This is a genomic window from Actinokineospora sp. NPDC051303 (assembly GCF_055586285.1).
Genome location: NZ_JBVJIN010000023.1, coordinates 40,479 through 65,584 on the forward strand (window position 1 = coordinate 40,479; position 25,106 = coordinate 65,584).

Below are 25,106 nucleotides of genomic sequence, written 5' to 3' on the forward strand. Positions count from 1 at the left end.
CTTCCATCGAATATCGTCGCCCAATTTTTGCCCACGCTCAGGACGCGTGGAAGCGCGCGGGCGAGAACAGCGTGAGCCAGTCACGCATGTCGTGCTCGGGGACGCCACATAACCGGGCGAGTGGGCCGATGCCCGCGGAGGCGATGCGGACCGCCGGGCGGGGTGGGGTGTGGCGCACGACGCTGCGAGCCCACCCGCGCAGCGGGGCCAGCTCGGGGCGGTCATCCTCAATGATCGCGGCGGGGCACACCCACACCTCGCCGGGCACGCGCGGGTCGAGCGCGCCCAAGCGCCGGGCGATCTCGCCGACGAACACGGCCAGAGGCACATCCAGCACCTCGCACAGGTCTGTGAGCCGGTCCAACGTGCATCTACGCTTTCCGTTCTCATACGTACTCAGAGTGGGCACGGATATTTCGCTACGCACTCGCGCGACCACCTGGCGCCGGTACAGGCCACGTTTTTTCCGGTACTTGAGCAAGGTCGCCCCGATCGCCACGGCCAGCGGGCTACCGGGATAGGTGTCCTGCTCTCCGCTGTGTGAGTCCGAATCCGAAGCTAACATGACGACTCGCCTTTCTTGCCGGTAGATGTCTTCTTTCCTCTGAGCCATTTGATTTGATGGACCACAATAGAGAAACAACTCCCTATAAGGCCCATCAGTCTGTCGCCCCACACCGCGGCTGCGAACACGATCGCGCCCCACACGACCCACGACAGCACAACCGCCCATACCCCGGTGCCTGTGGTCATGACGAGCTTCTGAGCCGCGCCGGCCACGATGGCAACCGAGACAGCGTAGGTCGTGTCTCTGACAAACCTCAGCACCTTTTTTCGGCCCATATCTGCCTCACCTCACGAGCGCGTTCATTCCCAATCGGGCCGCTCGGTCGGATCTCCGACCGCGTCGCCTAGCTAAAGAGACGCCCCGCGCATCATCCGGCGAGCCTCGCCCGCAGGACCGCCATGTCCCCGGGATTTGATCCGGATGCCAGCCTGAACCAGGACCTCACGAGCACGTTTGGGATTCACCCCTGCCGCCTTGCCAGCGTCTGTGAGCGTCGCCCCGGGCCGTAGGTATACCGCCACGATCAGCTCAGCCAGCGCACGATTCTCCGCAAGACGACCTTCTGCTCTCAGTTCACGTTTGGACGGCGTCGTTGTCTTCGTCTTCCTCTTTGCCGCCACACCACCTCGACGGACCCTGTTTCCCATGGGACGCAGGACCACCCCGGCGGCCAGAAGCGTACTACGCGCCCAACCATAACTCCTGCCCATTTCGTTCGCGATGTCGGTGATCGTTTGACCGTTCTCATATCGCGCCCGCATCTGGTTCAGCAAACTCGGCGTGAGCTTGAGACGCGCGGCTTTGGGCAGCCTGGGCAGGCCCTCAGACATTGGTCATCCTCCTATACCACAGCAGAGATGAACTCATAGATTCCCCACAGAGCCGCGGACGTCGTGCTAATTGCGATGACGCCACACCCGGCGACCATCAGGTATTCTCCCCTGTAAAACTTTCCGGACCCCATTTCTTGCCAAGCGCGCGAGGGGACCTCAGTGAGAAACTGCTACCCGGGTGGTACTCGGGCAGCAAACCAGCGCGGCAGGCTAACAGAACCGCGTGCGCCCGATTCTCCGCACCGAGCTGCGCGAAGAGCCGCTGAGCGAGGGCCTTTACTGTCAGCGGCGTGATCCCCAAAACCGCGCCGATCTCCGGGTTGGGTAACCCCTGGGCCATGAGCCGTAGCACGTCAACTTGCCGTTTGGTGGGCGGACTCAACACGAGCAAGACAACGCCGCCGCCACCCACACCCTCCAAATAGGACAGCAAACGCACTGTGTGGTTCACAATCGCAGCCCGGTCCGCCCGCCTCGCATCCGCAGATAGGCCCTTGTCCTCCGCGTCTGCGTCCGGATATGGGTCTGGGGTGGCTTCGCCGTGGGCCACAACCATCCTCTCGATTAATAAGTCGCCATTCATCGGGTAGAACGCCTGTCGGGCCGCCCACAGTGCCTCGGGGGCGCTGGCGGCCCGACAGGCTCACCTCCCGCGCGCGCCGTTGGGCGCGACAACGGGTCGCAGGGAGGCATAGAAAAAGCTGGCCTGGCGCTCTTCGTCGGTCCCCACCCTGACGTTTGGTCCGACGAAGAGCGCCAGTCTCGGCACTGCCGGGTCGCTCGCTTGGGGGATCAGCGATTTGGCAGTGCCATCCTCCTACGGTCTCCAGACTGAGTCATGGACTGAAGACACAAAGAGGATTTGGACCTACCAGGCCGCCCATGGGGAGGTCGGACGACGGCCCCGGCAGGTCCTTATCCCTCGGTCACGAGTCGTCAAGCTGTCCTGACAACCTGTGACTGTGGGAGTCTCCCGGCCGCCGCCTCGGGGCAAAGATCCTTCTCGGCCGAAGATTGTTCACCACATAAGCCGGGTCGACCTTGTGCAGCGACGGCAACGTGCCCCCAGGGGGATCGAGCGTGACAACCCAGCGCAAAGCGTGCGCAGCAGGCTTCGGGCCGTATGCTTCCAACACATGTGTCGGGTGAAACGGGTCCACTCCCTCAACGCGCGGTGTGCGGTAAGCAAAGCCCGTGTCCTCACTCCGGAGAATCACTACGTCATACACAGTCGGGCACTCGAATACAGCGCCGAACGCTTCCGGCGCACAGTTCTGTCCGAATATGTGGACGGTAAAGCCCCTGACTCGCAACTCATTAAGCCAGTAATCTATATCCAGTGTCGTCTCGACCTCGGCAGTCATGAGCGCCCCCGGCCCAACACGGCAAGATCAACGGGCGGTATCACAGCGATATCTACAGGCGGTATCACCACAGTGTCGCGCTGCTCAGCAGCCCGCCTCTCGGCCTCTACCCGCTGGGCGACGGTCCGCGTCTCGGCCGCCGCTCGCTCGCGCTCGGCCTTCACTCGCTCGGCCGCCATACGCGCCAGCTCCCGCCGCTCAGCACGCGCGAGCCATAGCTCCAACAAGACCGCACCACCAAGCAGGGCGCCCAGCAGTGCCCACCAGGCGATCACCGGACCGCCCCCGCCCGAAGCTGGCACCGCGGCCCACGTGTCACACACTCCACCGCTGCTCGCGTACCCATGTTGTCCGTTCCTCCGTGACGAGGGGAGTCCTGTCCCATCGCGATCTCTTGACCTGCTGAAACAGACGGTAGGCAGGAGTGTGAACCTTGAGTGACAGTGAACTGACAGTCCGTTCGGGTGATGGGACTACCGGGTACGCTGTCAAGAGAGGGCACAGGTCGACCGGGAGGAGGACATGTGACGAACTACGACCACCCCGGTACGCGTGTTGCGACGTCACGCAAGCTCAGGGGTTGGACACAAGATCGCCTTGCGCGTGAATCCGGCTATTCCGTTTCGATGATCCGCAAAGTCGAGCGAGGCGTAGAGCCCGCTTCTCCTGGGTTCTTGTCGGCTGTTGGTCGAGCGCTCGGCAAGGCCGTGGATGAACTAACCGGTACGCCGTATCTCGACGTGATCGAAATAGAGGGCGGCCTTGATGGGATAAGCGATCTTCGTGCGGTTCTCGCAGAAGGGCGCCATGTCCGGCCAATCGAGCCGCCGTCGCTTGAAGAGTTGCGAGATTCGCTCGAAGCTATAAATCTACGCTACCGGAACGACCGAGGACGGCAAGCGCTGGCCCACCTTCCGACGCTCATTCGTCAGCTACACGGTGCGCTCCATCTGGCGGCGACCGATGAACAACGTGGCGCGGTTCACACATTGTTGGCTAGCGCATATGTGACCGCGGAGCGGATCGCGCGCCGGTTCGGCTATATGCAGCTCACTACATCAGCGTTGGACCGCTTGGATGAGTTCGCCATGCACGCGGATGACCCGTTGTACGTAGCCCAAGGGCTGGTTAAACGGGCTCGCATATTGATGTACCACGACAGCTTCGAGGTGGGCCTCTCGTTGATCGAGCAGGGGTTGGACCACATTGAGGGAAGCGACGAGAGCGCGCTTGCGGTACGGGGCTACGGCCACCTCACCGGGGCGATTGTGGCGGCGCGGTCTCGGAATGCTGATGTGGCGCGGAAACACCTTGCGGAGGCCCGGAAGGTGGCCGCCCACGTCAACGGGGAGTCGGACGCCTACGGGACGCTATTCGGACAAGCGAACGTCGGCATCCACTCTGTAGCTGTGGAACTGGAAGCAGGGGACCCTGGGGTAGCGGCGCGAGAAGGCTTCGCCTTGCGATTGCCGAAGTCAGTGGCACCTCCCCGAGCCGGACACCATTGGCAGGACACGGCCCGCGCTTGCCTGCTTATCGGAGACGGAAGAAAGGCACTTGATGCCTTGAACCGGGCGCGCAGGTTGGCCCCTCAACAAACCCGCCTACATCCGATGGTGCGGGATACGTTGCGTGGTATCGCCGAGCTGGAGAGGCGGACGTCCGACACTGTGGCGAACTTTGAGGCTTGGCTCGGCCCGAACCCGGCGTTGAGTCCGCGACCAAGACGATAGAGGGACGTTGCTCTCGTCCTCAGCGTCCGCGGTTGGGTGACCTTCCGGCCGCGGTTGTAGCTCGACGGGGTTACGCGAGGGCCCAGTAGAGACCTCCGCCGACGAGAACGCCGAGGATGGCGCCGATAAGGACTTGGGCGGTGGTGTGGTCGCGGAGCTCGACGCGGGACCAGCCGACCAGGAGCACGGCGGGGCCGAGGGCGATGGCGATCATCGGGTGGTAGGCGATTATCAGGATGATCGTTGCCCCGGCGGCGACGGCCGCGTGCATCGACACCTTCCAGTGGGCGGTGAAGGTGACCACCACGGCGACGACGAGGGTGGCGAACATGGCGGTGGTCAGCGCGATCATCTGGCTTGGGGCGTCGCCCAGTGCCAGCGCGACCCAGCCGATGGCCAGGGAGCTGACGCAGGCGGCGAAGGGGACGACGCGTCCTTCTCGGTTGTTCACGTGGTGGCTGTCCCAGGCTCCGCGTCGGGCGCCGCGCACGATGACGACCATCGGGATGACCGAGCCCGTGACGCCGACGATCAGCCCCCAGAGGAGGGTCGGGCCTAGTCGGTGGGTGACGCTCCATGCGACTGCCAGGGGAAGGCCCAGGACCCATACCCAAGGGGCGAGAAGTTCGGTGGTCCATCGCGCGAGGCGTCGCTGCTGGGCGTGCGGGATGGAGTCAGGCGCGGTTGTCGACATAGTCGAGTTCCTTCGCGACGTGGGAGACGATCGGGTTGGGCAGGGCCTTGGCGATGCGGACCAAGGCGTCGACTTCGTCTGCTTCGGCGGCTTCGGCCGGGCGGCCGTTCTGGTCGGGGATGCCGATAACGAGCGGAGGGCCGGTGACCATCGGTGGTCGTCCGCGGTGGAAGGCGCGCATGGCCACGACGATGGCGGCGGCCTGGCCTATGGCGTGGGCCTCGGTCGGGGAGGTGTGCTCGGCTTCGGCCATCGCGCGGGCGTGGTGGTCGACGCGGGGGTCGAGGTAGGGGCGTAGGGGTCCGATGGAGATGTCGCGGATCTCGGTGACCAGCGCCCGCAGGTTTCGGTGGCCGTCGAAGACCAGCTCGGGCGCGACCGCAGTCATCAGGCGCCAGAGGGGCAGCAGGTCGCGACGGGCTCGGTAGGCGTCCCAGCGGGTGCCGATGGGGGGAACCAGGACCCCGGCCATGAGCAGGGCGATGGAGACGATGACGATGACCGCGCTCACTTCGCCACGCCAGGGCCACCCGAGCCCTGCCGCGTGCGCGGTGGCGGAGGCCACGCGCTCGATGGTGTAGAGGACGCCGACGCCCGCGCCCAGGCCGAGCAGGCGAAGACCGGCGCGTAGCCATCGACGTGGAACGAGTCGGGCGTAGCGGGACATCCAGGCGACGTCGAACAGGGCCAAGCCGAGGTAGGCCGTGTAGACGGCGAGGTAGGCCAGCACCCAGGGACGGCCGCCGTGGTCCGAGGCGATGTCGGGTATCCCCGCGGTCAGAGGGCCGAGGATGGCGCAGGCCGTGAGCGTGACCAGGGCGACCACGAGCAGCGGCGCCCTGCGGCCGATCTGTCGTCGGGCGACGTCGGGCGGGTGGCTGAGCCAGATCACGAACTTCGCCAGCCAGGCCGCGGCTATCAGCACGCACACGTGCATCAGGTACTGCGGCGCGGTGGGGATACCGGTGAGTGCCCCGAGGGCGGGATTGATCGTCGAGACGATCAGCGCCAGGTCGAGGAACGCCAACGCGGCGCACATGGCGCGGACGCCTGGCCTATGGGTTCCTCCGTACAGTCCCACCCTCCACCAGTAGAGGAGCGCGACCGTGACCACCACGATGGGGGTGACCGCCCCGAACGCGAAACTCATCAGTGTCAGCCTTCAAGGATTGAGAAACGATCCAAGATGGATGCCGTCTCGGGGTCGGAGTCGGTCGTTCGGGTGGTACGCACTGGCCCAATTCGACTTTCGATCAAATAGGCGAAAAGTTCGGCCGTCTGTTCTCGGGCATCGGAGTAGAAGCTCCTCTGGGCCCCAGTTTCGGCGATGGGGTGGCGGCAACAGATATGGCCGAGTTCATGCAGTACCGAGTGTCGCTGGTGATGCACGGACGTGTCCGTTCTGTGGAAGATGCGGTAGCCGTCCACGTCCGGGAAGCAGATCGCGGCGGGCAGCAGTTCACCGACACGGGCGGCCTTGTCGACATAGGCGTCCGGGTACGGCGTGATCGCGATCTTGCAACCGATCCGCTTCTCGATCACCCGTCGCATCCCGTCCATGCTGAACGGCTCGGGGATGTCCAGGCTCCTGACCAACCGCCGCACTGCCGCACGGGTCAGCACTGGATCTGGAACACGTTTGTGACGCGCTCTTCCGATCATTCGCGCACGCAGGGAATCCCACAGCGAACGCATGCCGTATGTGATCTTCACTGGTCTCTCATGTCCCTGGTTCGTGCTCAGGTTGTGCATCAACGGTGCTGCCGACCTGGTTGACCTCGGCGATCAACTCTTCGAGCAGGGCGAACAGTCGCGGGTTGGCCATGCCCACCCTGCGCAGCAAGGCGCCTGCGGGAACGCCGACGTCAAGGTGTGTGTCGACTTGGTGCTGGCTGGGCGCGGGTTTGCCTGACCATTGACGCTCGATGCCCTCATAGACTTCCGGGTCGAGAAAATAACCGGCAGGCACCCCGAAGAAGGCGGCAAGGCCGCGTAGGTGATGGGTACGAGGGTTGTCGCGTTCACCATTTCGGAGTTGCCACACATACGCCTGACTGATATCCACACCGGTGGCGCAGATCGCATCAGCAATCGCCTGGTTCGTCAGTCGGCGGCCGGAAGCCCGCTCGTGGCGCTCGACTAAACGATTTAACAGCAGGTCAAGGCCGGGCATGTCGTCCATGTCGTCGCATCCTCCCTTTTCACCCCCGTGAAAAACTGAATTGATCTTTTTCACGGCTGTTGACAAGTCGACCGTCGTCCAACGTATGCTCTCGCTCGCCGACTTACAACCGGGGTGAAGGAGATTTCCACCACCGTGAAAAAAACGATCTCTTGGGCAGGAAGCCTGGCTGATCAAAAAGGGCCGTCGGCCTTACGCCGCTTGTCATTAATGGATCTTTATCCGACGCGATCAATACCCGGCCTGCTTCCGTTGCTCTCGGTCTGGCTATCGGTCATATGAAGATCGAGCCAGGCCCGAGCTCCTGAAGACAACAGGGGAGCCCCTCTTCCGACCAGGAAGAGGGGCTCCACGTTTGGATGTCGGGCTACCGGGATCCGTTGAGACGGTCAGTGAGCTGTTCCAGGCCGCGTGCGATCCGCTTGCCGACCGCTCGCTGACTCACGTGTTCGTGTGCGGCGATCTCTTCCTGAGTCCAACCGACCCCGTAAGCCAGCAGGAGGGCTACTCGCAGCTCACGGGTGAGGAGCGTCTGCTGCCACGCGGTTCGGATGTCGGCCAGGTGCGCCCAGTAGGTTCCGCCGTGGGAGACCACGCCCGAGGAGCGCGGCATATCTGGGTCGGGGGCGTAAGGGTTCCGCATTCCCCACGCCCAGGTCCGGTCCCAGACGGTCGGCAGCAGCCGCTCGACCAACTCCGGGGTGTAGGTCATAGCTGGGCGCCCTCCAATCTCTGGATCGAGATGGTTCGGCCAGCTTTGCGAGCTTGCGGGCGGAGCTGGTCCATCAGGCGCGACCAGAGCCAGCGGACCAGGTATCCGGGGTGTTCGTGGTCGGCCAGGTAGGCGCGGACCTGGGCGGGGTGGGACGCGACGAGGATGGCCGCTTCCTGACGTAGGTCGTCGGGTTCGGTCATCCAGCCGAAGTCGCGGGTGAGGCTACGCACGGCCACGTCGATGCTGTTCCGCACGGCAGGGTCGCTGCTGAGGCTCCAGTCCATCGGGTTTGTCAACGAACCACCTCCAGTGGGCTGGTGATCCCGTTCTTGGTGATGGCCACGACCAGGCCGGGGTGTCCGGTCGTGCCCTTGGCGTGCCGCCACCAGGTGGATTCGCTCTCCATCGCGGGCGGCTGGATGAACCACCGCTTGCCGTCGCTGTCGACCTGCTCGTGGTGCAGGTGCCCGGCCAGGAGAAGGTCGGCTTGGTGCATCGCGGAGTCGGTGTTGAATGCCTGTCCTCGCCACCAGTCGAAGTGCTTGCCGGGGCGCCACTGGTGGCCGTGAGCGTGCGCGACGACGGTCCCGGCGACCGGCAGGACGACGGTGAGCTCGTCGGTCTGCGGGACGTAGAACTCCACATGCCCGAACGCCTGCGGGTTGAGCGCGGCGGCGTCGGCCACGGCGATCAGCGACTCGGTGTCGTGGCTGTCGTCGAAGCGGGTGACGCCCTTCCCCGCGAACCGCGTGGTCTCGCCGTGGTTGCCAGGCACCGCGGCCATCGACACACGCTCGGCGTTTCCGGCGAAGACGACCAGGGCGTGGAGCATGACCCGGCGGGTGAGCCGGATCTGCTCATTGAGGGTGAGCGGGGTGCGCCAGGTGTTGGCGCCGCCCTGGGAGACGAAGCCCTCGATGTGGTCGCCGAGCCAGGCGATGTGAACGTGGCCGATGGTGAACCGCTGCCGGTAGGCGGCGAGCAGCTCGGCCGCGCGGTCGAGGTAGGCGATGGTGCGCCGCAGTGTGCCCTCGACTCCGTCACCGTCGATCTTGCCGAACTGGGTGTCGCCGAGCGCCACGATGAACCCGTGATCGCCGTCTTCCCTCTGCGCGACCGGTTCGTGCTGCCTGATCTGCGCGAACAGCTCGTCGAGCGGCGGACGCTCCGCGCCGGGTCCCGACCCGCGCCGGGCGAAGGTGTAGCGGGTGGACACGCCGGTCGCCCCGTTGGCCATCGTCCACTCCGAGCTGCGGAACCCTGTCACCTCCCACAGCGCGGGGTTCTCGCCCTGAGCGCGGAGGTAGGCGGCTGCCGCGTCCTCACCGACCTGGGCGTCGCCACGGACGGTGACCTCTGCGACGTCACCGCTGACCTCGACTTGGCGGGTGAAGTCGCGCTCGGGGACCTTCGTGGGGATGGCGGGGCCGACCGGCTTGGCGAGGAGCTGCTCTGTCAGCCTGTCAGCCAAGGTCACGCCCCTTCTGACGAATCGTTCGTCGGTAGCTGCGGATGGTGGAGGCGGACACGGCCAGCCCGTGCTCCAACAGGAGTGCGCTGAGCCAGTCCGCCGAGGTGTCGCCCACCAGATGAGGACGTAGGGCCTCTTGCTGCGGGGAGTCGAGTCGCTCCCAGATGCCCTTGAGAGTCGGCCCGGGTGTTCCTGGCAAGGTGTCGGTCATCAGGCGATCACCCTGACCGGGGCGACACCGCGGGTATGCAGGCATTCCCTCCAGGCGACGGCGACAGCGGCGACCTGCTCCAGCTCGGCGGCCAGGCGCTCGACATCGCCTTGTTCGAGCGCCCCCCAGACCTTCGTCAAGAGGATGTCCGCCCAGGTGAGCTCGCCGACACGGTTGAGACGCTCGACGACGCTCTTGTGCCGGGTCGCCTGCCACCGAAGGACGGCGCTGCCGTTGCCATCCGGGTGGTCTCGCAGGCTTCCGCGGTTGTTCTGCCGGATGCGTGCGTGGCGCACAAGCGACAGCGTGTTGTTGATGAGCCGGGTCCGCTCGGTCATGCGGACCAGCTCCTCGTAGGTGTGGGTCACGCGACCAGCTCCTTCGGTCGAACGAGGCTGAGCAGGGCCTGGGGCCCGCCAGCGAGGTAGGTGTCGGTGACGTCGCCGAGGGTCAGACGAACACCCTTGGCGGAGCGCAGGGCGCGGGTGACACGCGCGATGAACTCCGCGCCCGCGTCATCCGGGTCGCCCCAGACCCAGATGCGGGAGAAACCGGCGAGCATCCGGCGGTGCCGGGCCAGCCACATGTCCGCGCCGGGAATGGCCACGGCGTGCAGGCCGAGCAGGGACAGGACCAATGCGTCGAGCTCGCCTTCGCAGACGTGGATCTCGTCGCCTGCTTGGTGAACCGCGCGGACGTTGAACATCCGGGGCGGATCGTCGCGCAGGGTCATGTACTTGCCGTGGCCGTGGCCGCGGTGATCGTGTTCCTGAAGACAGCGGAACCGGATGGTCAGCGGCTTCCCCCTGCGGTCGAGATAGGGAATGGCCAGGTAGCCGACGAACCGGCTGTGGCCGGGGTGGGGGTCACCGACGACGCCAAGCCGGAACGTAGCCGCCACTTGACGACCGAGGCCCCTTCCGACCAGCCACCTTGCGGCGTCCGCCGTAAGCGCTGCCTGATAGGAGCTCACTGCCTCCTCCAGCGCTTCCCGTTGCGAGTCCGAGAGAGGCCGCAAGGGTTCGTGCTCCGACGAAATCGGTGTGCTCCTTCTCCATGATCAGCGTGTATGTGTCGCCGCCCTTGCCACAGGAGTGGCAGCGCCACAGGTGCCGCTCCAGGTGGACCGAGCAGGAGGGGGTGCGGTCCTCGTGCAGCGGGCACCTGACCATCTGGACGGTGCGGTCGGTGCGGTCGACGTCGTAGTGGTCGAGCACCGCGGCCAAGTCGGGGCGCTGGTCCTCGCTCACGCCAGCCTCCGGCCGCGCACGGTGCCGGTGGCCCGGTCGACGCTGAGCTCGGCCAGCGTCGGGAGTGGCACGGGCTCGGCGTCGAGGAACTCCTCGATCGCGTGGATCTCGCGGATCGAGAAGTCCGGGTCCAACGTCAGGTCGGCGGCCACGGCCAACGTCTCACGGGCTGACGGGTTGCCGATCCAGCTCACCTTGTCAGTCCGAAGTAGTCGCCCACCGTGGTCAGCACGTAGGCGTCCTTCCAGTTCATTCCCGCGCGCTTGACGACCGCGATGCTCGCCACGCGCGCCCGGTCCAAGCCGCGGTGCATTGCGAAGTGGCCGCCCTCGACGAGGGCCTGGCGGATGAACTCGGCCGGGTGGAGCTGTCCGGCCTTGGCCTCGATGACGACGAACTCCCCAGGGTGCGCGAAGTCGCGCACGACGAGATCCCCCTCGTCCTCCTTGCCGGTGAGAACGAGGCGCTCGACGTCGAGGCCGTGCTCGCGCAAACCGTTACGCAGGTCGCTCTGCCACTGCACGCCCCGTCTCCGGTTGCGCGCGTTGCGCTTCGCGATGTCGATCAAACTGCTACACCTGCCAATGCCGGGTTGTGTGCCGAAAAGGCGTGGAAACGGGTCTTGCCGGGCTCGCACAGCAACGTCGCGTGCGTGCGCGCGGTCGGGTCGCTGGGACCCATGCGCTGCTTGATGACGGCGATCTTGTAGGCCGACGACGTCGGGTCCAGCGCCACCGACAGCGACAGCTCGGGTTTCTCGCTCAGACCGCCCTTGACCTGGTCGCGCGACGGCGGCGACCACGGGTCCGATTTGGCTTCCCACGACTTGTCACTGGCGTGATGGAGCAGGATCACCGTCGCCCCCGTCGCGCGGGCGAGCTCGGTTGCCGAGCTCATCACCGCCATCTGCTCGGTGTAATCGCTCTCGGCGCCCTCGAAGTCCATGAGGTTGTCGAAGACGATCACCTGCGGGTAGGCGTCCCACAGCTCGACGTACGCCTCCAGTTCCTCGTCCACGGCCCGCCAGGTGATCGGTGAGCCGAAGCTGAAGGTCAGGCGCGAGGAAGTGAGCGCGTCGAGGTAGCGCTGGCGGTGACGGCCGCCAGCAGCCATGCCAGCCTCGACCATCTCCGTGGTGTCGCCCGTGAACATCGACGCGAGCCGCGACGATGCGGTGAAGGCGCTCATGTCCGCGGAGAAGTAGAGGGTCGGCAGGTTCATCTGCGCGACCCAAAACAGGGCCAGTCCGCTTTTCTGCGTGCCGCTTCGCCCAGCGATCATGATGACCTCCCCGTGCCGGGGGCGGCATCCCATCTCGTACAGAGCGTGGAATGCCGCCACCCGTGGGAGCTCCCGACCGGACTCGGCGTGCAGGCTCAGCGACCGTGACGGCGTGAGCAACCGCCACGCCTCCTCTCAGGCCCGCAGGGGCCGGTTGTAGTGACCGGGGGTGGGAGTGTCGGCGAACGGAACAACGGAGAGCGGGTGGGCGCCGAGACCGTTGAACACGACCAGGTCCACCAAGCCATCCTCATGAACGGCAGTGACGATGGCGGCGCGGAGGACGCCGTCTGGCTCGGTCGAGTACTGCACGACATCGCTTACCGCGACGGTCAGAGCCGGGCCGGAACGGGCGCTTCGCCCTGCTCCCTGCCGAGATTCGGGCATCAGTCGAAGTCCGGCGCCGTCGCCACCGCGGCCTGCACGAGAGCCTCGCGCTTCGTGGCGTAGTCGACAACCTTCTGCTGCACGGCCCGGTCGACCTGTCGCCACACCCATGCCGGGTGCGCACCAGGCTTCGAGGCTGGGATCTGCGTCACCGTGACGACCGTGGCGCTGTTGACCAGGTTCGCCAGGTCGCGTGCCAAAACCGTTTGCTCGATGCGAATCCCCTTGTTGACGATCGGGGTACCGGAGTCCAAGTCGGCTTGCGTCGAGAAGATCGAGAGATCAACGAGCGCCGAGTCCTTCGGTCCGTTCGGAGTCGGCCGCTGCCGATCGAACGCCTTGACTTCAATGAGAATCGCGACGGCCCCAACGTGGTCCTTGGGCTTGAACCAGCCCAACTGCTGGGGGAGGTCAACGAAATTGATCACTGGTGAAGATGCTCCTCTGTTCGGCGAACCGGGGGAAAGAAAACTGCCCTAGTGTGTAACTTGTATACAAGTTACACACTACGATAAAAAAAGAGATCGCAGAGCTAGGCTGCGCCCTTGAGTGCGCGCCCGCGGGCCTTGTAGGCGTCGAGCAGGGTGCCGTCCGCGAACGCGCTTTGGTTCTCGGCCCAGAGTCGCTGAAGATCCGGGATGGTCGGCGCCGCCGCGATCTGAGCGAGGAGCGGGGACCCGGCAGGCTTCTCGGTGGCGGAAGACGAAGGCGGCCGGTGAGTTGACGAGTTGTCCGCATGGGCCCAAACATCCTGTTCGGCCGCAGGCGGCGCGTCGGTCGGGGCGGACTGCCGCGTGGGAATGGCGACCGCGCCGAGCAGCGAGGCCGCAGTACTGATTCCGCGTGCCAGCTGCGCGGCGTTGGTGACGATCTCGTTGAGCGTCAGGTCCGCCAGCGCGGCCGGGGCCAAGCCGAAGTAGGCGGCGATGTCTTCGCGCAGGTCGTTCACCGAGCCCTTGAAGACAACCCAGGTGTCGTCGGGACTTTTTCCGTACTTGATGGTGACGGTGACCCCTCGGGTCGTGGTTTCGCTACTCACAGGGGAAGTGAGCTCCTCTCGTCATATTACAAGTTACACACTTGTCGACAGGGACGCAAGCCGACTTTCCGTGTTCAGGGTCACCGCCGGAGCGAGGAGGAGGTCGTCGCGTACCGGCAGGTCGTTGCTGCGCAGGCCACCGACCGCGCGACAGTAGGCCCGCACGCCACAGCCGTTGCACAGCGCGGTGACGTTCGGCAGGAAGACGCCCCCGCGGATACCCCGCCAGGCCATCTCGTACTGCGCGTCGATGTAGTCCTCGGAGTAGATCGTCAGATCCTTCAGACCGCTCAGTTCACCGTCGCTGGCGATCCAATAGGCGCCCCACTCGGCGAGCAGTCCGTACATCCGCCACAGCCCAACGGCATAGCTGCCAAGCTGGAGCGCGGAAAGGGGGACCGCTCCGGTCTTCAGGTCGACGATGACGACCTGTCCCTCGCGCGTGATGTAGATCCGGTCAATGAAACCCAGATGCTCATCGCCGCCCATCGGGTTGCTGATCGCCACCTCGACGCCCACCCTGCCGTCCGGCAGGATCGCCAGCCTCCAATCTTGCTCGCCCTTCCAGGCGATCCAGTTCTCGATGAAGCGAGGACCATAGATCAACCACCAGTTGTAGTCCTTCTTGTTCGGACCGCCAGAGATGCCGAGATTCGTGAGCTTCTTGCCGGACGGCCTGATCTCGTTACCGCGCTCGACCTCCTTGGCGATCAGGTGGTCGAACACGGTCTTGAAGGCGGGAATCTCTCCGCTGTAGCGGCCGACTTCGGCCAGGTCGAGTGCCTCGGTGATCTCGTGCACGGCGGAACCTGCCAGGGTGGCGTACCAGGTGGAGCCGCCGAGCTTGTAGCCGCGCTCCAGTCTCCAGCGCTCACCGCACTCGGAGTACGACGACAGAGACGAATAGGACAGTCGCTGCGGTACCTCGATCGTCACGCGCCCACCTGCGGAGCGACGATCAACGGCACCTCGTCGCACGGGACGATCGGCACGAGGTGACGCCGCACCCATCCGTCATCAAGGACTTCAGCTTCGCATTCCTCCAGTGGGATCGGCTCGAAGCCGAACATCCGCACGCAACTCAACATCAAGTTGAGCCAGCGTGAATGGACGCCCGGTGCGACTTCTACATGGAAGGCCCACGCCTCGCTGTCCATGAGTAGGCGGACTTGTCCCCGGGCCTCTGCGGTCACGTACGGAACCGCTCCGCTTTCCCCGCTCGCTGTGGCGCGTGAGGTCGGCTTGAACACCTGCCGGATCACGGCAGGTGGTTGTGCGTCAGGCAATGTGAACGACCTCGCGTGTGTAAGTTGCAACTGGATGCCCTACCTGGCTTGACGACCTCCCGCCAACGGTATTCGGGCAACCCGCAAGTACATGATCACTCCCTGTGACGACCTCTTTGCGAGCATATCCGATCCCTTTGTTTACGCGTTACCTTCGCTACGAGTTGCGTAGCTCACCTACCCTGCCGATGTAGCAGGCGTCTTATCTGGAGTGTGGGTACTCAGTCGATCGACGGGGGGCGGTGAATCACATCGTCGTCCCCAGGTTGCCGCGGTATGTAGTGCCAGCCCTCGGGGGAGTCGGGGTCGTAGTGCACCACCGCGCCCTTCTTGGCCAGTTCGTCAAGCCATTCGTCCAGCCGGCGAGCGGCGGTTGCGTCGAGCTCGAACCCCTGGCGGCGTCGCGACAGGCGGCGCAGGTAGACCATCTGGGCGCGCCATTGATGTTCAGGCTTGACGTCCCAGGGAATCAGTGCGTCGTCGTGGCGAGCGATGCGTGGCTCGATGCGCTTCCGCTTGCGGAAATTGCTCCACATGGACACGCTCGTCTCGATGTTGTACTTGCTCAGGTACTCATCGACGATCCACTGGTAGGTCCGCCCTTCCTCGATCCAGCGGATCACCTCCCCCTCATTTTGGATCTTCCGCGCGGGCATCCGACTCCTCTGCGTAACGTCAACCTGGGCCACGAAAGTGTGTATCTTGTCATTCGGATCAAGGTGTGTCAAGGTTGTAACGGGATGGCCTGTCGCCACCCTGTCATCGCCACCGGATTCGTCTTAGGGACAGCACATGGAGATCACCGTCACCGTCTGCGACGTATGCAAGGACCGTGGCCGCGACACAGAGCGTTACCAAGTCGTGCGCGTCGAAGGGGATGCGAGGGCCGAGGTGGATCTGTGCGACGAGCACGCGACGCCCTTGGAAGCAATTCTCGGCGCTGTGACGGGCTCCGTCGAGTCCGCTACCGAGAGCCGCGCGAAGACCGTGGAGGTCACTCCGAAGCCCACCCCCTCGAAGCCCAGGTCGGGCGCGGGGAGCAGACGTCGCCAGCGGGCAGGCATCAACGTTGTTCCACTGGAAGAAATCGGGAGCACTGAGGTGTCCGACTGAACCAGAACCACGTCAAAGCCCCCACCCGCCCGGGATCGGCGAGTGGGGGCTTTGACGTGTTGGTCAGACTACATCGGCATCGGCTGGAGCCTCTTCGTTGCGTCCGGTGAGCGGGGTGACCGCTCCGCGGGCCCAGACGACGAGCACGGCGGTGCCGAGCAGGTCGATGGCACCCGCTACGGCGTTCTCGGCTGCGGCGTCGATCGGTAGCGCGCCGAGCACGACCAGCACGTGAACGAGGCTGGTGATCGCGGCGACGATCGCGCCTCGGATGAGCAGCGGCTCACGGGTGCGCAGTGTGGTAGCCACGGTGATGTTCTCCTTCGTGTAGGGGTTCGGGTGGTGTTCCTCGGTCGCCGCGTTCGCGGCGCCGGGGGTTGGTGAGTCAGTCGCGGCTGTTGTCGATATGGCGGTCGAGGCGCTCGGAGACCGCGAGGCGCTCGGCGCGCTCGTGGCCGAGGTCGCGGCGTAGGCCGCCGATCTCCTGGCCGTGGTCACGCAGGGCTTCGTCGTGGCGGTCCTGTCCGGCGAGCACCCGGTCCAAGCGGGCGATGACCTTGTCGACGTCGTCACGCAGGTTCGTGGTGTGGGAGTTGTGCACCTGCTTGCGAGCCTCGGCGGTGTGCTCTTTGACCTCGTTGAGCTTTCGGTCGGTTCGTTTGAGCAGTCCGGCGAGGATGCCGAGAAAGGTGAAGCCGCTGGTGATCAGGGCGACGATCACGGGCTCGCTCACACTGCACGCTCGACAAGGTCGGAGACGAACTGCTCCAGACGCTCGATGCGCGTCTGCTGGTCCTGCACGACCGACAGCAGAGCGACCCCGAGCAGGTCGTAGCGCAGCGACATGATCTCGCCGTGCTCATTGCGTTGGACGATCTCGGGCAGGGTTTTGTCGACCTCTTCGGCGATGAGGCCGAGCTCGTCCTTGTGGTCGGTGCCCTTGCGGTCGTAGACCCGCGGGCGCAGCGCGAGAACCTGCCTGGGGGCGATGTGGTGGTCGCGGACGTTCTCCTTGAACCGCAAGGCCGAGGTGTTTTGGCAGAAGTTGCGGTTGCCGTCGACCCAGACGGAGAACCAGGGGCCGGGGCCGGGCCCGTTGGTGTGCGCGCGGTCGGTGCCGTTGGCTCGGTGCACGGCGCCGTCGATCTCGCCGCCGCCGTGGCGATGTCCCCAGGTGGCGTAGTTGCCGTGGCCGTGGTCGGCCCACGCCTTGGTGTCGCGCAGCCAGTTCAGGTCCCCTTGAAGTCCGGAGACGTCGGCTTTGCTGTGGGTGTGTCCGGCCGGTGGGAATGAGCTGGGCTTGCCGGTGACGCTGTCCCAGGTGTGGGAGTGCGGCGCCGGGGTGAATGAGCTGGGGACGCCGTCGAGGTCGTTCCAAGAATGCCGATGCGCGGCCGGGGTGAAGGTGACGGGCTTGCCCTCGATCGTGCTCCACACCACCGCGGGCGCGAGATCGGTCCACGACGCGCCGTTCCACCATTCCCAGCGGACGGTTGCGAGGTTCAGGCCCAGGGTGCCGACACGGGGCTCGCTGGGGCGGGTGCCGGTTCGCCACACGCCCACGCGCCCGCCCGTGAACTGGCGATCATCCTGCGGGCCGTTGGTGCCGATGTTGGTCGAGCCCACGGCGACGGGGACCTTGCTCAAGGGCAACTCGAAGATGCCGCTGTCGGTCCGGGTGAGCGGGGGCGGTCCGGCTCCGGGTTCGCCCTTGACGACTTGCAGGGTGATCGCGTTCTGCGTCGGGTCCAAGCGCAGCACCACGCGGTCGGTGCGCGCGAGGGGGTCAGCGGTCCGGATCGGCAACGTTTCGACGTCGGTGGACAGAACGGCGTGGCCGCGGACGATGGCGAACCCCGGTTGGACCTTTACGTACATGCCGCCCGCGTCTGCGGAGACGGCGAAGCCCGTGCCGGTGGCGGAGTCGACGACACCGCTGTCCTGGAGTTCTCGGAACAAGGCGCTGAACTGGGCTTCGGTGGTGCTTTGGTCATCGAACGGGTAGGAGGTGATGGCCAACGGCGACCTTCCTGTGGTTCATGGACAGACCGCTCGCACCGTAAGCGCGAGGGGCTGGACGGGGGATCAGCGGCCGTGGACCCACACGGCCATTTCGCGGTCGTAGCGCGTCAGCCTGCCTTCCGCCGATCCGTACACGCGGGCGGCGAGGTAGCGCACGGTCGTCGCTCCCGTGAAGAAGGACGCCCCGGTGGGGCCGCGCACGTCGCCGCTGGTCATCGACCGGTAGCTGACGCTCTCGGTGAGCATCTCGAAGCCGAGGAGGGTGTCGGCGCCGTTGTTGTTGGCCCACATGAAGATGTCCCAGCGGGTGCCGGGCGCGACCGATCCCACCTCGCTTCTGGCCATGGCCGAGATCAGGTAAGGAAATCCTGGGTCCGGAATGGCCACAGTGGACAAAGTCGTCGGGGTGCCGCCGAAGTTGCCCTCGAAGGTGAACGAGCCGAAGACCGGTGCGAGCGCCTCCGGGGAACGCAGGCGCCAGCGCATGCCGTCCCACCACATGAGCCGGTGAGTATCGGTCTCGTAGAACTCGAAACCGTTGGCGAGAAAGGACGCTGGGACGGCGAGACGATCGGCTTTGGTGCCTTCGCCTCTGGTTGATCCGATGACGGAATTGAGGATGCGGACGCCCATCTGGTCAGACCTCCATCTCGACGCCCGAAGCGTGCATCGCCACGTTGGCGGTGTTCGCCCACGCGGTGATAGTCGCCTTCTCCTCCAGTACCTGGGTGCAGTCGAAGGCGAAGGTCGCTCCGGGGGTGAGACTCACCGAGTGGACGAGCGGCACGGTGTTGAGCCGGACGAACGCGGAAGCCGGTCCGGTGCCGTGGTTGGTCAGGACCAGATTGGTCAAGATCCATCGCTTGGCGAGCGGCACGGTGCCTACGACGCTGTTCGCAGTGGAGCCCAGATTGCCTCGGTAGAGTGCTTTCGGCTTGTGCGCCACGTGTCACCACACCCCCATCAGACTCATGATCGAAAGGTCGTCGACAGCGTTGGTTCCGATCTCGGCGTTGCGCTCCAGCGCGCTCACGCGCTTGCGCGCGTCCTCCAGGCGCCGGTTCAGTGTCTCGGCGCGGTCGAATTGGCGGGGGTCGCCCAGCACAGTGCCAAGTTGGACACCGCTCGCGTTCGCGGTGAGCACGTAGCCGGTCGCAACCGCGGACAGTTCGCCTTCGCCGACCACGGCCGAGACTCGGTCGCCGAGGTACCAGTCGATGCCGAAGCGCATGGTCATGTCGTCGGTGGGGACCGTGCGCATGGCGATGCCGGTGAACCCCTCCTCAGCGAGTACCTCGGCGGCGGCCTGCTCGTATTCGCTGGGGTCGTCGGTCTGCCGTTGGTCGACGAAACGTTCGATCCGGCGTCCCCACTCGGCTTCTGCGGCAAGGGCTTGCGGGCTGGTGGCGGCGTGGAAATGGCGGTTGGTGAGCTCGCCTTGGCCACCGACGATGACCTGTGTCGCTCCGGGCGGGGCGACAGCGACGGACTGGGAGGCCAGCGTGCCGGTGAGCACGTCGAGCCGGATGTCGAGGCTGCGGTCGACCACGCGGTAGGTCTCGAACACGAGGTTGCCGCCGCGCTGCACGACACGGAATCCGAGGTCGGCCATGACGGCGATCTCGCCGATCAAGGCACCCAACACGGGGAAACGTGCCGACTTCTTTACCACCGGACCCCGGGCGAGGCTGGTGCCCATGACCAGCCGGGCCTTACGGCGGGCGGTAGGCGCGGCCGGTCCGCAGTTGGCGTTGACGAAGCCGTGGATGACCGACTCGGCGGGCCCTTGGCGCACGTCGTGCGGAACGGTCTGCGTGGTGGGGTCGGGGTTGGCCGGTTGGGGCCAGGCGAGCGTGTCGGCGAGCACGACGTTGTCCGAGGTGCCCTCGACAGCCACGATGCCCGCCGGGTCCTCCGCCGAGGAGACCACAACCGGGCTGGTCGTCGGCCCTGACATGAGGACGTCCTGGGGGCCGGTGACGATGACCCCTGAACCGGGCTGACGCAGGGCATCGGCGAGACGATGTTCCGCTGAAAGTTCCAGCCGCCACGCGCCGATGTTGTTGTGCTCACCTTCGACGCGCAGGTTGAGCTCGTCGGGGCGAATCAGTCCCACGCGCGTCAGGTCGCGGTCGCGGACTTCCACAGTGAGATCGGCCAGGCGCACCTCAGATCACCATCCATCCTCAGATCACCATCCACTTCCGGGGTCGCCACGTGCAGATGATCCTGGAGATGTCCGTGACGTCTTCCAGGCTGGCGGTCGCGGTGGTCGTGCCCGGCGGAATGGACCAGAACCGCGGGGCTGGCCCGAGCTCGCCATAACGGGAGCCGAGTTGGTCGACGACCGTGCCTGCCGCACTGTCGATGGTGAGACGGTCACCGGGGTCCAACGTGCCTCGCCAGTGCAGCAGCTCACCGGTAGGGGAGATCGCTTTGAAATCCCGTCCAGGCCCCATGACCTCCCATACGGGGTAGGCCGTGGCGTCGCCGCTGTTCTCCAGTTGAATCTGGCCGATCGCCTGAGAGCTGGCGATCTCCAGACGGGCCAGACCGCCCCCAGCGAGCAGGCCACGAGGAACAACCTGCTCACCGATCACCTTGCGCGTGGGGACCGAGCTGGTGAAGTACGGGTCCCCCGCGCGCAGCGTGACCACCAAGAGGAGGTCGTTCTCGCCAGTGGTGTCGGTGCCGTAAGCGTAGTCACCGCCGCCGACGCGGACCACCGTGGTGGTCCACGACGTGCCGTCGTCCTCGACCAACCTGAGCACGCACGCCCCGGACAGCATGATCGCCAACCGGGACAGTGTCCGCTGGAGCTCGGCGCGGCTGGACGCGTCGATCAGCAGAGGCAGGTCGATCTCACGCGGCAGGACACGGCGCCCCCGGTAGATCGCGCCGTCGCCCGCGCCGCTGAGCCACTGCACGGCGACTGGGGGCAGACCCAGTCCGGTCGCACCGGACAGGGCCTGCACCCCCCGCCCCGATCTCAACACGTCATCGAGATCGAAGACGTCGATAGCGGATTCGAGTTGAAGCCTTGGCAGCTACCAGCCCACCATCCTCGCCCGCCCCGCCGCCGCGAACAGATCCTCTTCGGAGGAAAGGCTGCTGCCGGGGGCCGCGTAGTAGTTGAGAACCTTCTGAATGCCGCGGTCACCGGTCGAGATAGCGCTCTCGGTCAGTCCCGCGATGCGGCGGGACATGGCGACAGATGTCGCACCAACGCCGATATGGGGTGTTGCGAACTCCGTGTCAGCCACGTCGGCGCTGAGCCCAAGCAGGGATTTCCTGACTGCGCTGTAGCGAGACTCAAGACCGTCGATGAAGCCGTCGATGACGAGTTGCCCGGCGTCGAATAGCAAGGTGCTGTCCCGCGCGGCAGGCCCCTTCCAGTCCGGCAGGAATGACGTCAGTTGGGACAGGGTTTGCTTGACTGATTCAAACTTGTTCTTGATTCCGTCGATGAAGCCAGTGATCAGCTTCTTGCCCGCCTCCAGGAGTGTGTCGCCGATGTTGCCCAGTGCTTCACCGCACTTTCCGGGCAATTCCCGAACGTTGTCGACCGCCGATCGAATGCGTTCCTTGATGCCGTCGACGAGCCGATCCCAGGCTTGTCCAGCGACTCGCTTGATGGTTTCCCACCCCTCGGACATCCCACTTCCAATGCGGCCGATTCCACCTGTGACTTCCCCCCACAGGCCGGACCAGAATCGGTTCCACTTCTCGGCGACGTCACGGACGAAGCCCTGAATCTTCTCCTTCGCGGAGTTCCATCCCTCGGCCCATCTCCGGCCGATTTCGGCGAGCGCGTCTTTCAGAGGTCCGAGCATGAAGATGCCCAGGAAGACATCGAAGAGTCCGCGGATTCCGTCCCAGATTCCCTTGGCGACTTGCTTGACGCCTTCCCAGACTCGGCTCCAGTCGCCGCTGAAGAGACCGGCGAAGATATCCCAGGCGCCCTTCATGACCTCAAGGGTTCCGCGGAAGATGTTCGCCACTCCGGTAAGCGCCGTGCCGAGATTCTCGCCGATGATTTTTCCGAGCATTTCCAAGGCGGGAGAAAGAACCGGAAGCACTTCGTTCGCCATTTTTGCGAACAATTCGACTACCGGAGTCGTGGCGTCGATCAGTGCGACAATCGCGTCGACCAGGGGCGGAAGGACCTCTTGCGCGAAGGAGGCAAAGGCGGGAAGAAGCGCCGTCGTGAGCGCCAGGCCCAGTTCCGCCAATGGCGGAAGAAGCAGAATTGCGGCGTCGAGGATTCGCAGAAGCGAATCCGCGACGGACGGTATCAAGGAAACCAGTTTTGGCAGGAGATCGTCCGCGACGAACTCCGCCCACACCTCGACCAGCTTCGCGACGAGTTCGCCGATCTTGGGCAAGATCGGCGTCAATGCCTTCAAAGCGGCCACAAGCGCATCGCCGACCAGCGGCAAAACCCGCTCCAGCGCCGGGACCAAGGCATCGAACGCCTTGGTCAACGCGGGGACGAGTCCCTCGTCGGCCGCTTGCGCGAGCGCCTCGGCTACACGCAGCAGGACCGGAGACAGCGCCTCGGCGACGCGCAGCAGCCCGTCGCCCAGGACGCCAGTGAGGCTGATGAACGACGGGGCCAGTGCGACCACGACGTCGGCGAGGGTGGCCAGAACCTCGGCTAGCAGCGGGCCTAGGACCCGCGCGAGCTCGCCGACGACCAAGCCCAACGCGCCAAGCGCGCGTCCGGCTGGCTCGAAGGCCGGGGCCAGCGCCTTGGCGGCCAGGGCCAAGCCCTGGAACATCGCCACCAGGCCGCTCTGGAAGGCGGGCTGGGACAGCGCCTTGGCTACGCCGTCGAGCAGCGTGCCGATGGCGTTGCCGACGATCGGCAGGATCAGCGCGAGCGTCTGCCCGAGAGTCTCGAACAGACGCGCGACCGCTGGACCGGAGATCGTGACGATCTGGTCCATCGCCGCGTGCGCGGCGCGGAAGACCTGAACAAGCCCCTGTTGGAAGCGCGGGCCGTTGACAATGTCGGCGACACGGGTCAGCGCGTCGGCGAGCGTGCTCAGAGTGGAGCCGCCCGCGGCCTCGGCCGCCTTCATGACCCCGGTGAAGACTCGTCCCAGTTGGACGAGGACCGTGCCGAGGTCGGCGAGCGCCTGAACGCCGCTGTCGATCCAGGTCTGAAGGCGACCGTCCCTCGCCGCCAGGGCGAGGAAGGCGTTCAGACGATGGGATATCTCGACAAACCAGGCGGCCAGCCGGGGCAGATAGCTCGCGCCGACCTGGCCGAGGGTCGCGAGAGACCCCGCCCAGGCGTCGGTGCCAACGCTGGCGATCTGGATGGACTGGACCAGATGGTCGAACAGTCCGTCGAGCACGTTCGCGGGCAGCGCCCGCGACAGGGCGTCGGCCAGGCGGGCGAAGAAGCCGCCGAGCGCGTTCGCGGTCCGCTCAAGGCCAGCGGCCAGGGCGGGGAGCAGCTTGTTGACGAGCCCGCGGATGGGGGCTTCGGCGACGCGCCAGAACCGTTCAGACAGGCGGTCCTGGAGAGCTGCGAGACGGTCTTTGGCCTCGGGGATGACCTCGTTGAAGTCCTTGAGGACCGCGATGGTCGCGCCGAGGCCGATGGCCAGGCCACCGACGATGCCGGGCAGTGCGAGCGCCGCGCCGCCCATCTGGGCCAGAGACGCGGCGAGGGTGAAGAGGTTGGAGGCCGCCGTGGCGGCCCACCCGGCGAGACCGGCTACAGCAAGCGAGATCGACCCGATGAGCGGGACGCTTTTGTCCAGATTGGACAGTGCATGACCGAGACGGCGGGCCATGGCCGCCGCCACCCGCAGGCCGGACAGGGCCGCCAGGCCCGCGCTCAGCCGCGCCGCTGCCGCCTTGTTGAGCTCGACGACGAACTCCACCCGGCGGGCGCGGGCCAGCGCTTTGAGCTTCGCCTGGGAAGCGGCCTGGGAGGCGGCGTTGACGTCGGTGTGCAGCTCGGCGGTCAAACCGCTGATGCGGTCTTCGATGTCCTCGATCTCGCGTTCCAGCTTGCGCCGGGCGACCGGGTCCAGACTTGGCTTGATCTCGGCGCGGAGCTGCTCGGCCTTCTCCGCGAAGGCCTCGATCTGACGCATCGTGCGCGCCGCGACAGCTTGGTCGATGGTCGGAGCGATCGTGATTCCGGCGAGCCGAGCCTGCACGCGGCTGCGTAGTTCGGTCGCGGCCTTGAGGTCGGCGGCTAGATCCACCACTTGGCGGACTCTGAGCTGGCGCTCCAGCTCGGCTTTGGCTTTGGCGAGCGACAGGCGGTCCGGTTTGACCTTGAGCTCGACCTCGGCGAGCTTCTGCAACTCGGCGTCGAGCTTGGCGATGGCCTTGGTCAGCGAGCCCTGGCTCTTGCTGTCGACCTTCAGGTCGACGGTCGCGGCCTTGGCGATCTGCGCTTCCAGATCGCGCTTGGCCTCCTCTAGCGACGCCCGGTCCAGCCGGATGTTCAGGTCGACCTCGGCGAGCTTCTCCAGCTCCGCGTCGATCCTGGCGACCGCCTTGGTGAGAGAAGAAGTGTTGGCGGGGTTGACTTTCAGATCGAGCGTGGCAATCGTCTGGAGCCGCGTTTCCAGTTCCGCGAGCTGGGCGGCCAGCTCATCCGGGTCGAGATCGACCGTGATCGTCTGCTCGCCGAGCTTGTCCAGCTCCGCCCGTAGGCGGGCGATGGCACGCGCGACGGAGTGCTGATTGTCCACGTCGACCCGAAGGGAGACGGTGTCGAGTTGCTTGGCGGCGAGCTCGCGGGCCTTGCGCGCCTGCGCCGCGAGCGACTTGTCGTCGATCTTCGGCTTCATGACGACCGTCATGGCCTTGATCGTCTTTTCGATCGCGGTGAGCTTGCGCTCGGTGTCCTTGCGGAAATCGCTTGTGTCCGGCAGGACTTTGACGGCGACCCGACCGATGATCGCGGTTCCGGCCGAGGGCAATGGG

33 protein-coding genes are annotated in these 25,106 nt (G+C 65.7%); 2 read left to right on the forward strand and 31 right to left on the reverse strand.

Translation table 11 applies throughout. From position 1 onward, the window contains the following. Positions 1-37: 37 nt before the first annotated feature. The 3 genes from ACZ6SD_RS19000 to ACZ6SD_RS19010 form a co-directional block, all read right to left on the reverse strand. Positions 38-733 (reverse strand): helix-turn-helix domain-containing protein, encoded by a 696-nt coding sequence (locus tag ACZ6SD_RS19000; RefSeq protein ID WP_465318256.1) that lies wholly within the window; start codon positions 731-733, stop codon positions 38-40. Between the two features lie 182 nt (positions 734-915). Then, the gene (locus ACZ6SD_RS19005) at positions 916-1,398 is read right to left on the reverse strand and encodes a helix-turn-helix domain-containing protein (RefSeq protein WP_465318257.1); all 483 of its coding nucleotides are present in this window, start codon (positions 1,396-1,398) and stop codon (positions 916-918) included. 97 nt (positions 1,399-1,495) lie between these two features. Then, entirely contained in the window at positions 1,496-1,984 is a 489-nt protein-coding gene (locus ACZ6SD_RS19010) for a response regulator transcription factor (RefSeq protein ID WP_465318258.1), read from the reverse strand. A gap of 1,305 nt (positions 1,985-3,289) precedes the next feature. On the opposite strand from ACZ6SD_RS19010, the gene ACZ6SD_RS19015 reads away from it, so the two are divergent. Continuing rightward, positions 3,290-4,498, forward strand: a complete 1,209-nt coding sequence (locus tag ACZ6SD_RS19015; protein ID WP_465318259.1) for a helix-turn-helix domain-containing protein — start codon at positions 3,290-3,292, stop codon at positions 4,496-4,498. 70 nt (positions 4,499-4,568) lie between these two features. Here ACZ6SD_RS19015 and ACZ6SD_RS19020 read toward each other — a convergent pair whose 3' ends face one another. From ACZ6SD_RS19020 to ACZ6SD_RS19115, 20 genes are all read right to left on the reverse strand, one after another. After that, on the reverse strand, positions 4,569-5,192 hold the full coding sequence (locus ACZ6SD_RS19020) for a phosphatase PAP2 family protein (RefSeq protein WP_465318260.1): 624 nt from the start codon (positions 5,190-5,192) through the stop codon (positions 4,569-4,571). Continuing rightward, positions 5,173-6,342, reverse strand: a complete 1,170-nt coding sequence (locus ACZ6SD_RS19025; RefSeq protein ID WP_465318261.1) for an MAB_1171c family putative transporter — start codon at positions 6,340-6,342, stop codon at positions 5,173-5,175. Before ACZ6SD_RS19025 ends, ACZ6SD_RS19020 begins: the two co-directional genes overlap by 20 nt. Before the next feature lie 5 nt (positions 6,343-6,347). Further along, on the reverse strand, positions 6,348-6,905 hold the full coding sequence (locus ACZ6SD_RS19030) for an ImmA/IrrE family metallo-endopeptidase (protein WP_465318262.1): 558 nt from the start codon (positions 6,903-6,905) through the stop codon (positions 6,348-6,350). A gap of 7 nt (positions 6,906-6,912) precedes the next feature. Further along, positions 6,913-7,374 carry a helix-turn-helix domain-containing protein gene (locus ACZ6SD_RS19035; protein ID WP_465318263.1) on the reverse strand — a complete coding sequence of 154 codons (462 nt, stop codon included), beginning with the start codon at positions 7,372-7,374 and terminating at the stop codon, positions 6,913-6,915. A 367-nt stretch (positions 7,375-7,741) separates the two neighbouring features. Further along, positions 7,742-8,086, reverse strand: a complete 345-nt coding sequence (locus ACZ6SD_RS19040; RefSeq protein WP_465318264.1) for a sigma factor-like helix-turn-helix DNA-binding protein — start codon at positions 8,084-8,086, stop codon at positions 7,742-7,744. Next, positions 8,083-8,385, reverse strand: coding sequence for a hypothetical protein (locus tag ACZ6SD_RS19045; protein WP_465318265.1), 303 nt, complete (start codon positions 8,383-8,385; stop codon positions 8,083-8,085). The genes ACZ6SD_RS19040 and ACZ6SD_RS19045 overlap by 4 nt, the downstream gene beginning before the upstream one ends. Next, the gene (locus tag ACZ6SD_RS19050) at positions 8,382-9,560 is read right to left on the reverse strand and encodes a hypothetical protein (RefSeq protein ID WP_465318266.1); all 1,179 of its coding nucleotides are present in this window, start codon (positions 9,558-9,560) and stop codon (positions 8,382-8,384) included. The genes ACZ6SD_RS19045 and ACZ6SD_RS19050 overlap by 4 nt, the downstream gene beginning before the upstream one ends. Continuing rightward, the gene (locus ACZ6SD_RS19055) at positions 9,553-9,771 is read right to left on the reverse strand and encodes a hypothetical protein (protein WP_465318267.1); all 219 of its coding nucleotides are present in this window, start codon (positions 9,769-9,771) and stop codon (positions 9,553-9,555) included. Before ACZ6SD_RS19055 ends, ACZ6SD_RS19050 begins: the two co-directional genes overlap by 8 nt. After that, the gene (locus ACZ6SD_RS19060; RefSeq protein WP_465318268.1) at positions 9,771-10,139 is read right to left on the reverse strand and encodes a hypothetical protein; all 369 of its coding nucleotides are present in this window, start codon (positions 10,137-10,139) and stop codon (positions 9,771-9,773) included. The genes ACZ6SD_RS19055 and ACZ6SD_RS19060 overlap by 1 nt, the downstream gene beginning before the upstream one ends. Further along, entirely contained in the window at positions 10,136-10,672 is a 537-nt protein-coding gene (locus tag ACZ6SD_RS19065; protein WP_465318269.1) for a toprim domain-containing protein, read from the reverse strand. The genes ACZ6SD_RS19060 and ACZ6SD_RS19065 overlap by 4 nt, the downstream gene beginning before the upstream one ends. Then, positions 10,638-11,021 (reverse strand): CHC2 zinc finger domain-containing protein, encoded by a 384-nt coding sequence (locus ACZ6SD_RS19070; RefSeq protein WP_465318270.1) that lies wholly within the window; start codon positions 11,019-11,021, stop codon positions 10,638-10,640. Before ACZ6SD_RS19070 ends, ACZ6SD_RS19065 begins: the two co-directional genes overlap by 35 nt. Beyond that, positions 11,018-11,215, reverse strand: coding sequence for a hypothetical protein (locus ACZ6SD_RS19075; RefSeq protein WP_465318271.1), 198 nt, complete (start codon positions 11,213-11,215; stop codon positions 11,018-11,020). The genes ACZ6SD_RS19070 and ACZ6SD_RS19075 overlap by 4 nt, the downstream gene beginning before the upstream one ends. After that, complete coding sequence (locus ACZ6SD_RS19080) at positions 11,212-11,589, reverse strand: hypothetical protein (RefSeq protein WP_465318272.1); 378 nt, start codon at positions 11,587-11,589, stop codon at positions 11,212-11,214. The genes ACZ6SD_RS19075 and ACZ6SD_RS19080 overlap by 4 nt, the downstream gene beginning before the upstream one ends. Beyond that, positions 11,586-12,335: an AAA family ATPase gene (locus ACZ6SD_RS19085; protein ID WP_465318338.1), complete on the reverse strand. Its 750-nt coding sequence runs from the start codon at positions 12,333-12,335 to the stop codon at positions 11,586-11,588. Before ACZ6SD_RS19085 ends, ACZ6SD_RS19080 begins: the two co-directional genes overlap by 4 nt. Positions 12,336-12,437: 102 nt before the next feature. Next, positions 12,438-12,689, reverse strand: coding sequence for a hypothetical protein (locus ACZ6SD_RS19090; RefSeq protein ID WP_465318273.1), 252 nt, complete (start codon positions 12,687-12,689; stop codon positions 12,438-12,440). Continuing rightward, positions 12,689-13,117, reverse strand: a complete 429-nt coding sequence (locus ACZ6SD_RS19095) for a hypothetical protein (RefSeq protein ID WP_465318274.1) — start codon at positions 13,115-13,117, stop codon at positions 12,689-12,691. Before ACZ6SD_RS19095 ends, ACZ6SD_RS19090 begins: the two co-directional genes overlap by 1 nt. A gap of 104 nt (positions 13,118-13,221) precedes the next feature. Further along, positions 13,222-13,728: a hypothetical protein gene (locus tag ACZ6SD_RS19100; protein WP_465318275.1), complete on the reverse strand. Its 507-nt coding sequence runs from the start codon at positions 13,726-13,728 to the stop codon at positions 13,222-13,224. Positions 13,729-13,761: 33 nt separating this feature from the next. Beyond that, positions 13,762-14,664, reverse strand: a complete 903-nt coding sequence (locus ACZ6SD_RS19105) for a RecB family exonuclease (RefSeq protein ID WP_465318276.1) — start codon at positions 14,662-14,664, stop codon at positions 13,762-13,764. Beyond that, positions 14,661-14,921 carry a hypothetical protein gene (locus tag ACZ6SD_RS19110; protein WP_465318277.1) on the reverse strand — a complete coding sequence of 87 codons (261 nt, stop codon included), beginning with the start codon at positions 14,919-14,921 and terminating at the stop codon, positions 14,661-14,663. Before ACZ6SD_RS19110 ends, ACZ6SD_RS19105 begins: the two co-directional genes overlap by 4 nt. Before the next feature lie 314 nt (positions 14,922-15,235). Then, on the reverse strand, positions 15,236-15,670 hold the full coding sequence (locus tag ACZ6SD_RS19115; protein ID WP_465318278.1) for a hypothetical protein: 435 nt from the start codon (positions 15,668-15,670) through the stop codon (positions 15,236-15,238). Positions 15,671-15,806: 136 nt separating this feature from the next. Here ACZ6SD_RS19115 and ACZ6SD_RS19120 point away from each other — a divergent pair, with 136 nt between their 5' ends. Next, complete coding sequence (locus ACZ6SD_RS19120; protein ID WP_465318279.1) at positions 15,807-16,127, forward strand: hypothetical protein; 321 nt, start codon at positions 15,807-15,809, stop codon at positions 16,125-16,127. Positions 16,128-16,190: 63 nt separating this feature from the next. On the opposite strand, the gene ACZ6SD_RS19125 is transcribed toward ACZ6SD_RS19120, so the two are convergent. The 8 genes from ACZ6SD_RS19125 to ACZ6SD_RS19160 form a co-directional block, all read right to left on the reverse strand. After that, the gene (locus tag ACZ6SD_RS19125; protein WP_465318280.1) at positions 16,191-16,436 is read right to left on the reverse strand and encodes a hypothetical protein; all 246 of its coding nucleotides are present in this window, start codon (positions 16,434-16,436) and stop codon (positions 16,191-16,193) included. 76 nt (positions 16,437-16,512) lie between these two features. After that, positions 16,513-16,860 carry a hypothetical protein gene (locus ACZ6SD_RS19130; protein ID WP_465318281.1) on the reverse strand — a complete coding sequence of 116 codons (348 nt, stop codon included), beginning with the start codon at positions 16,858-16,860 and terminating at the stop codon, positions 16,513-16,515. After that, complete coding sequence (locus tag ACZ6SD_RS19135; protein ID WP_465318282.1) at positions 16,857-18,146, reverse strand: tail fiber domain-containing protein; 1,290 nt, start codon at positions 18,144-18,146, stop codon at positions 16,857-16,859. Before ACZ6SD_RS19135 ends, ACZ6SD_RS19130 begins: the two co-directional genes overlap by 4 nt. Positions 18,147-18,212: 66 nt before the next feature. Next, entirely contained in the window at positions 18,213-18,782 is a 570-nt protein-coding gene (locus tag ACZ6SD_RS19140; protein ID WP_465318283.1) for a hypothetical protein, read from the reverse strand. Between the two features lie 4 nt (positions 18,783-18,786). Next, positions 18,787-19,002, reverse strand: coding sequence for a hypothetical protein (locus ACZ6SD_RS19145; protein WP_465318284.1), 216 nt, complete (start codon positions 19,000-19,002; stop codon positions 18,787-18,789). A 96-nt stretch (positions 19,003-19,098) separates the two neighbouring features. Continuing rightward, positions 19,099-20,316, reverse strand: coding sequence for a siphovirus ReqiPepy6 Gp37-like family protein (locus tag ACZ6SD_RS19150; protein ID WP_465318285.1), 1,218 nt, complete (start codon positions 20,314-20,316; stop codon positions 19,099-19,101). A gap of 19 nt (positions 20,317-20,335) precedes the next feature. After that, positions 20,336-21,142, reverse strand: coding sequence for a phage tail family protein (locus tag ACZ6SD_RS19155; RefSeq protein ID WP_465318286.1), 807 nt, complete (start codon positions 21,140-21,142; stop codon positions 20,336-20,338). A gap of 54 nt (positions 21,143-21,196) precedes the next feature. Continuing rightward, positions 21,197-25,102, reverse strand: a complete 3,906-nt coding sequence (locus tag ACZ6SD_RS19160) for a hypothetical protein (protein ID WP_465318287.1) — start codon at positions 25,100-25,102, stop codon at positions 21,197-21,199. Positions 25,103-25,106 lie beyond the last annotated feature (4 nt).

What these genes read in the sequence shown, in the direction of transcription:
- ACZ6SD_RS19000 (WP_465318256.1), bottom strand. Translation starts at nt 733, where the DNA reads ATGGGCGGTTGTGCTGTCGTGGGTCGTGTGGGGCGCGATCGTGTTCGC.
- ACZ6SD_RS19005 (WP_465318257.1), bottom strand. Translation starts at nt 1,398, where the DNA reads ATGTCTGAGGGCCTGCCCAGGCTGCCCAAAGCCGCGCGTCTCAAGCTC.
- ACZ6SD_RS19010 (WP_465318258.1), bottom strand. Translation starts at nt 1,984, where the DNA reads ATGAATGGCGACTTATTAATCGAGAGGATGGTTGTGGCCCACGGCGAA.
- ACZ6SD_RS19020 (WP_465318260.1), bottom strand. Translation starts at nt 5,192, where the DNA reads ATGTCGACAACCGCGCCTGACTCCATCCCGCACGCCCAGCAGCGACGC.
- ACZ6SD_RS19025 (WP_465318261.1), bottom strand. Translation starts at nt 6,342, where the DNA reads ATGAGTTTCGCGTTCGGGGCGGTCACCCCCATCGTGGTGGTCACGGTC.
- ACZ6SD_RS19035 (WP_465318263.1), bottom strand. Translation starts at nt 7,374, where the DNA reads ATGGACGACATGCCCGGCCTTGACCTGCTGTTAAATCGTTTAGTCGAG.
- ACZ6SD_RS19040 (WP_465318264.1), bottom strand. Translation starts at nt 8,086, where the DNA reads ATGACCTACACCCCGGAGTTGGTCGAGCGGCTGCTGCCGACCGTCTGG.
- ACZ6SD_RS19055 (WP_465318267.1), bottom strand. Translation starts at nt 9,771, where the DNA reads ATGACCGACACCTTGCCAGGAACACCCGGGCCGACTCTCAAGGGCATC.
- ACZ6SD_RS19085 (WP_465318338.1), bottom strand. Translation starts at nt 12,335, where the DNA reads ATGGGATGCCGCCCCCGGCACGGGGAGGTCATCATGATCGCTGGGCGA.
- ACZ6SD_RS19090 (WP_465318273.1), bottom strand. Translation starts at nt 12,689, where the DNA reads ATGCCCGAATCTCGGCAGGGAGCAGGGCGAAGCGCCCGTTCCGGCCCG.
- ACZ6SD_RS19115 (WP_465318278.1), bottom strand. Translation starts at nt 15,670, where the DNA reads ATGCCCGCGCGGAAGATCCAAAATGAGGGGGAGGTGATCCGCTGGATC.
- ACZ6SD_RS19120 (WP_465318279.1), top strand. Translation starts at nt 15,807, where the DNA reads ATGGAGATCACCGTCACCGTCTGCGACGTATGCAAGGACCGTGGCCGC.
- ACZ6SD_RS19140 (WP_465318283.1), bottom strand. Translation starts at nt 18,782, where the DNA reads ATGGGCGTCCGCATCCTCAATTCCGTCATCGGATCAACCAGAGGCGAA.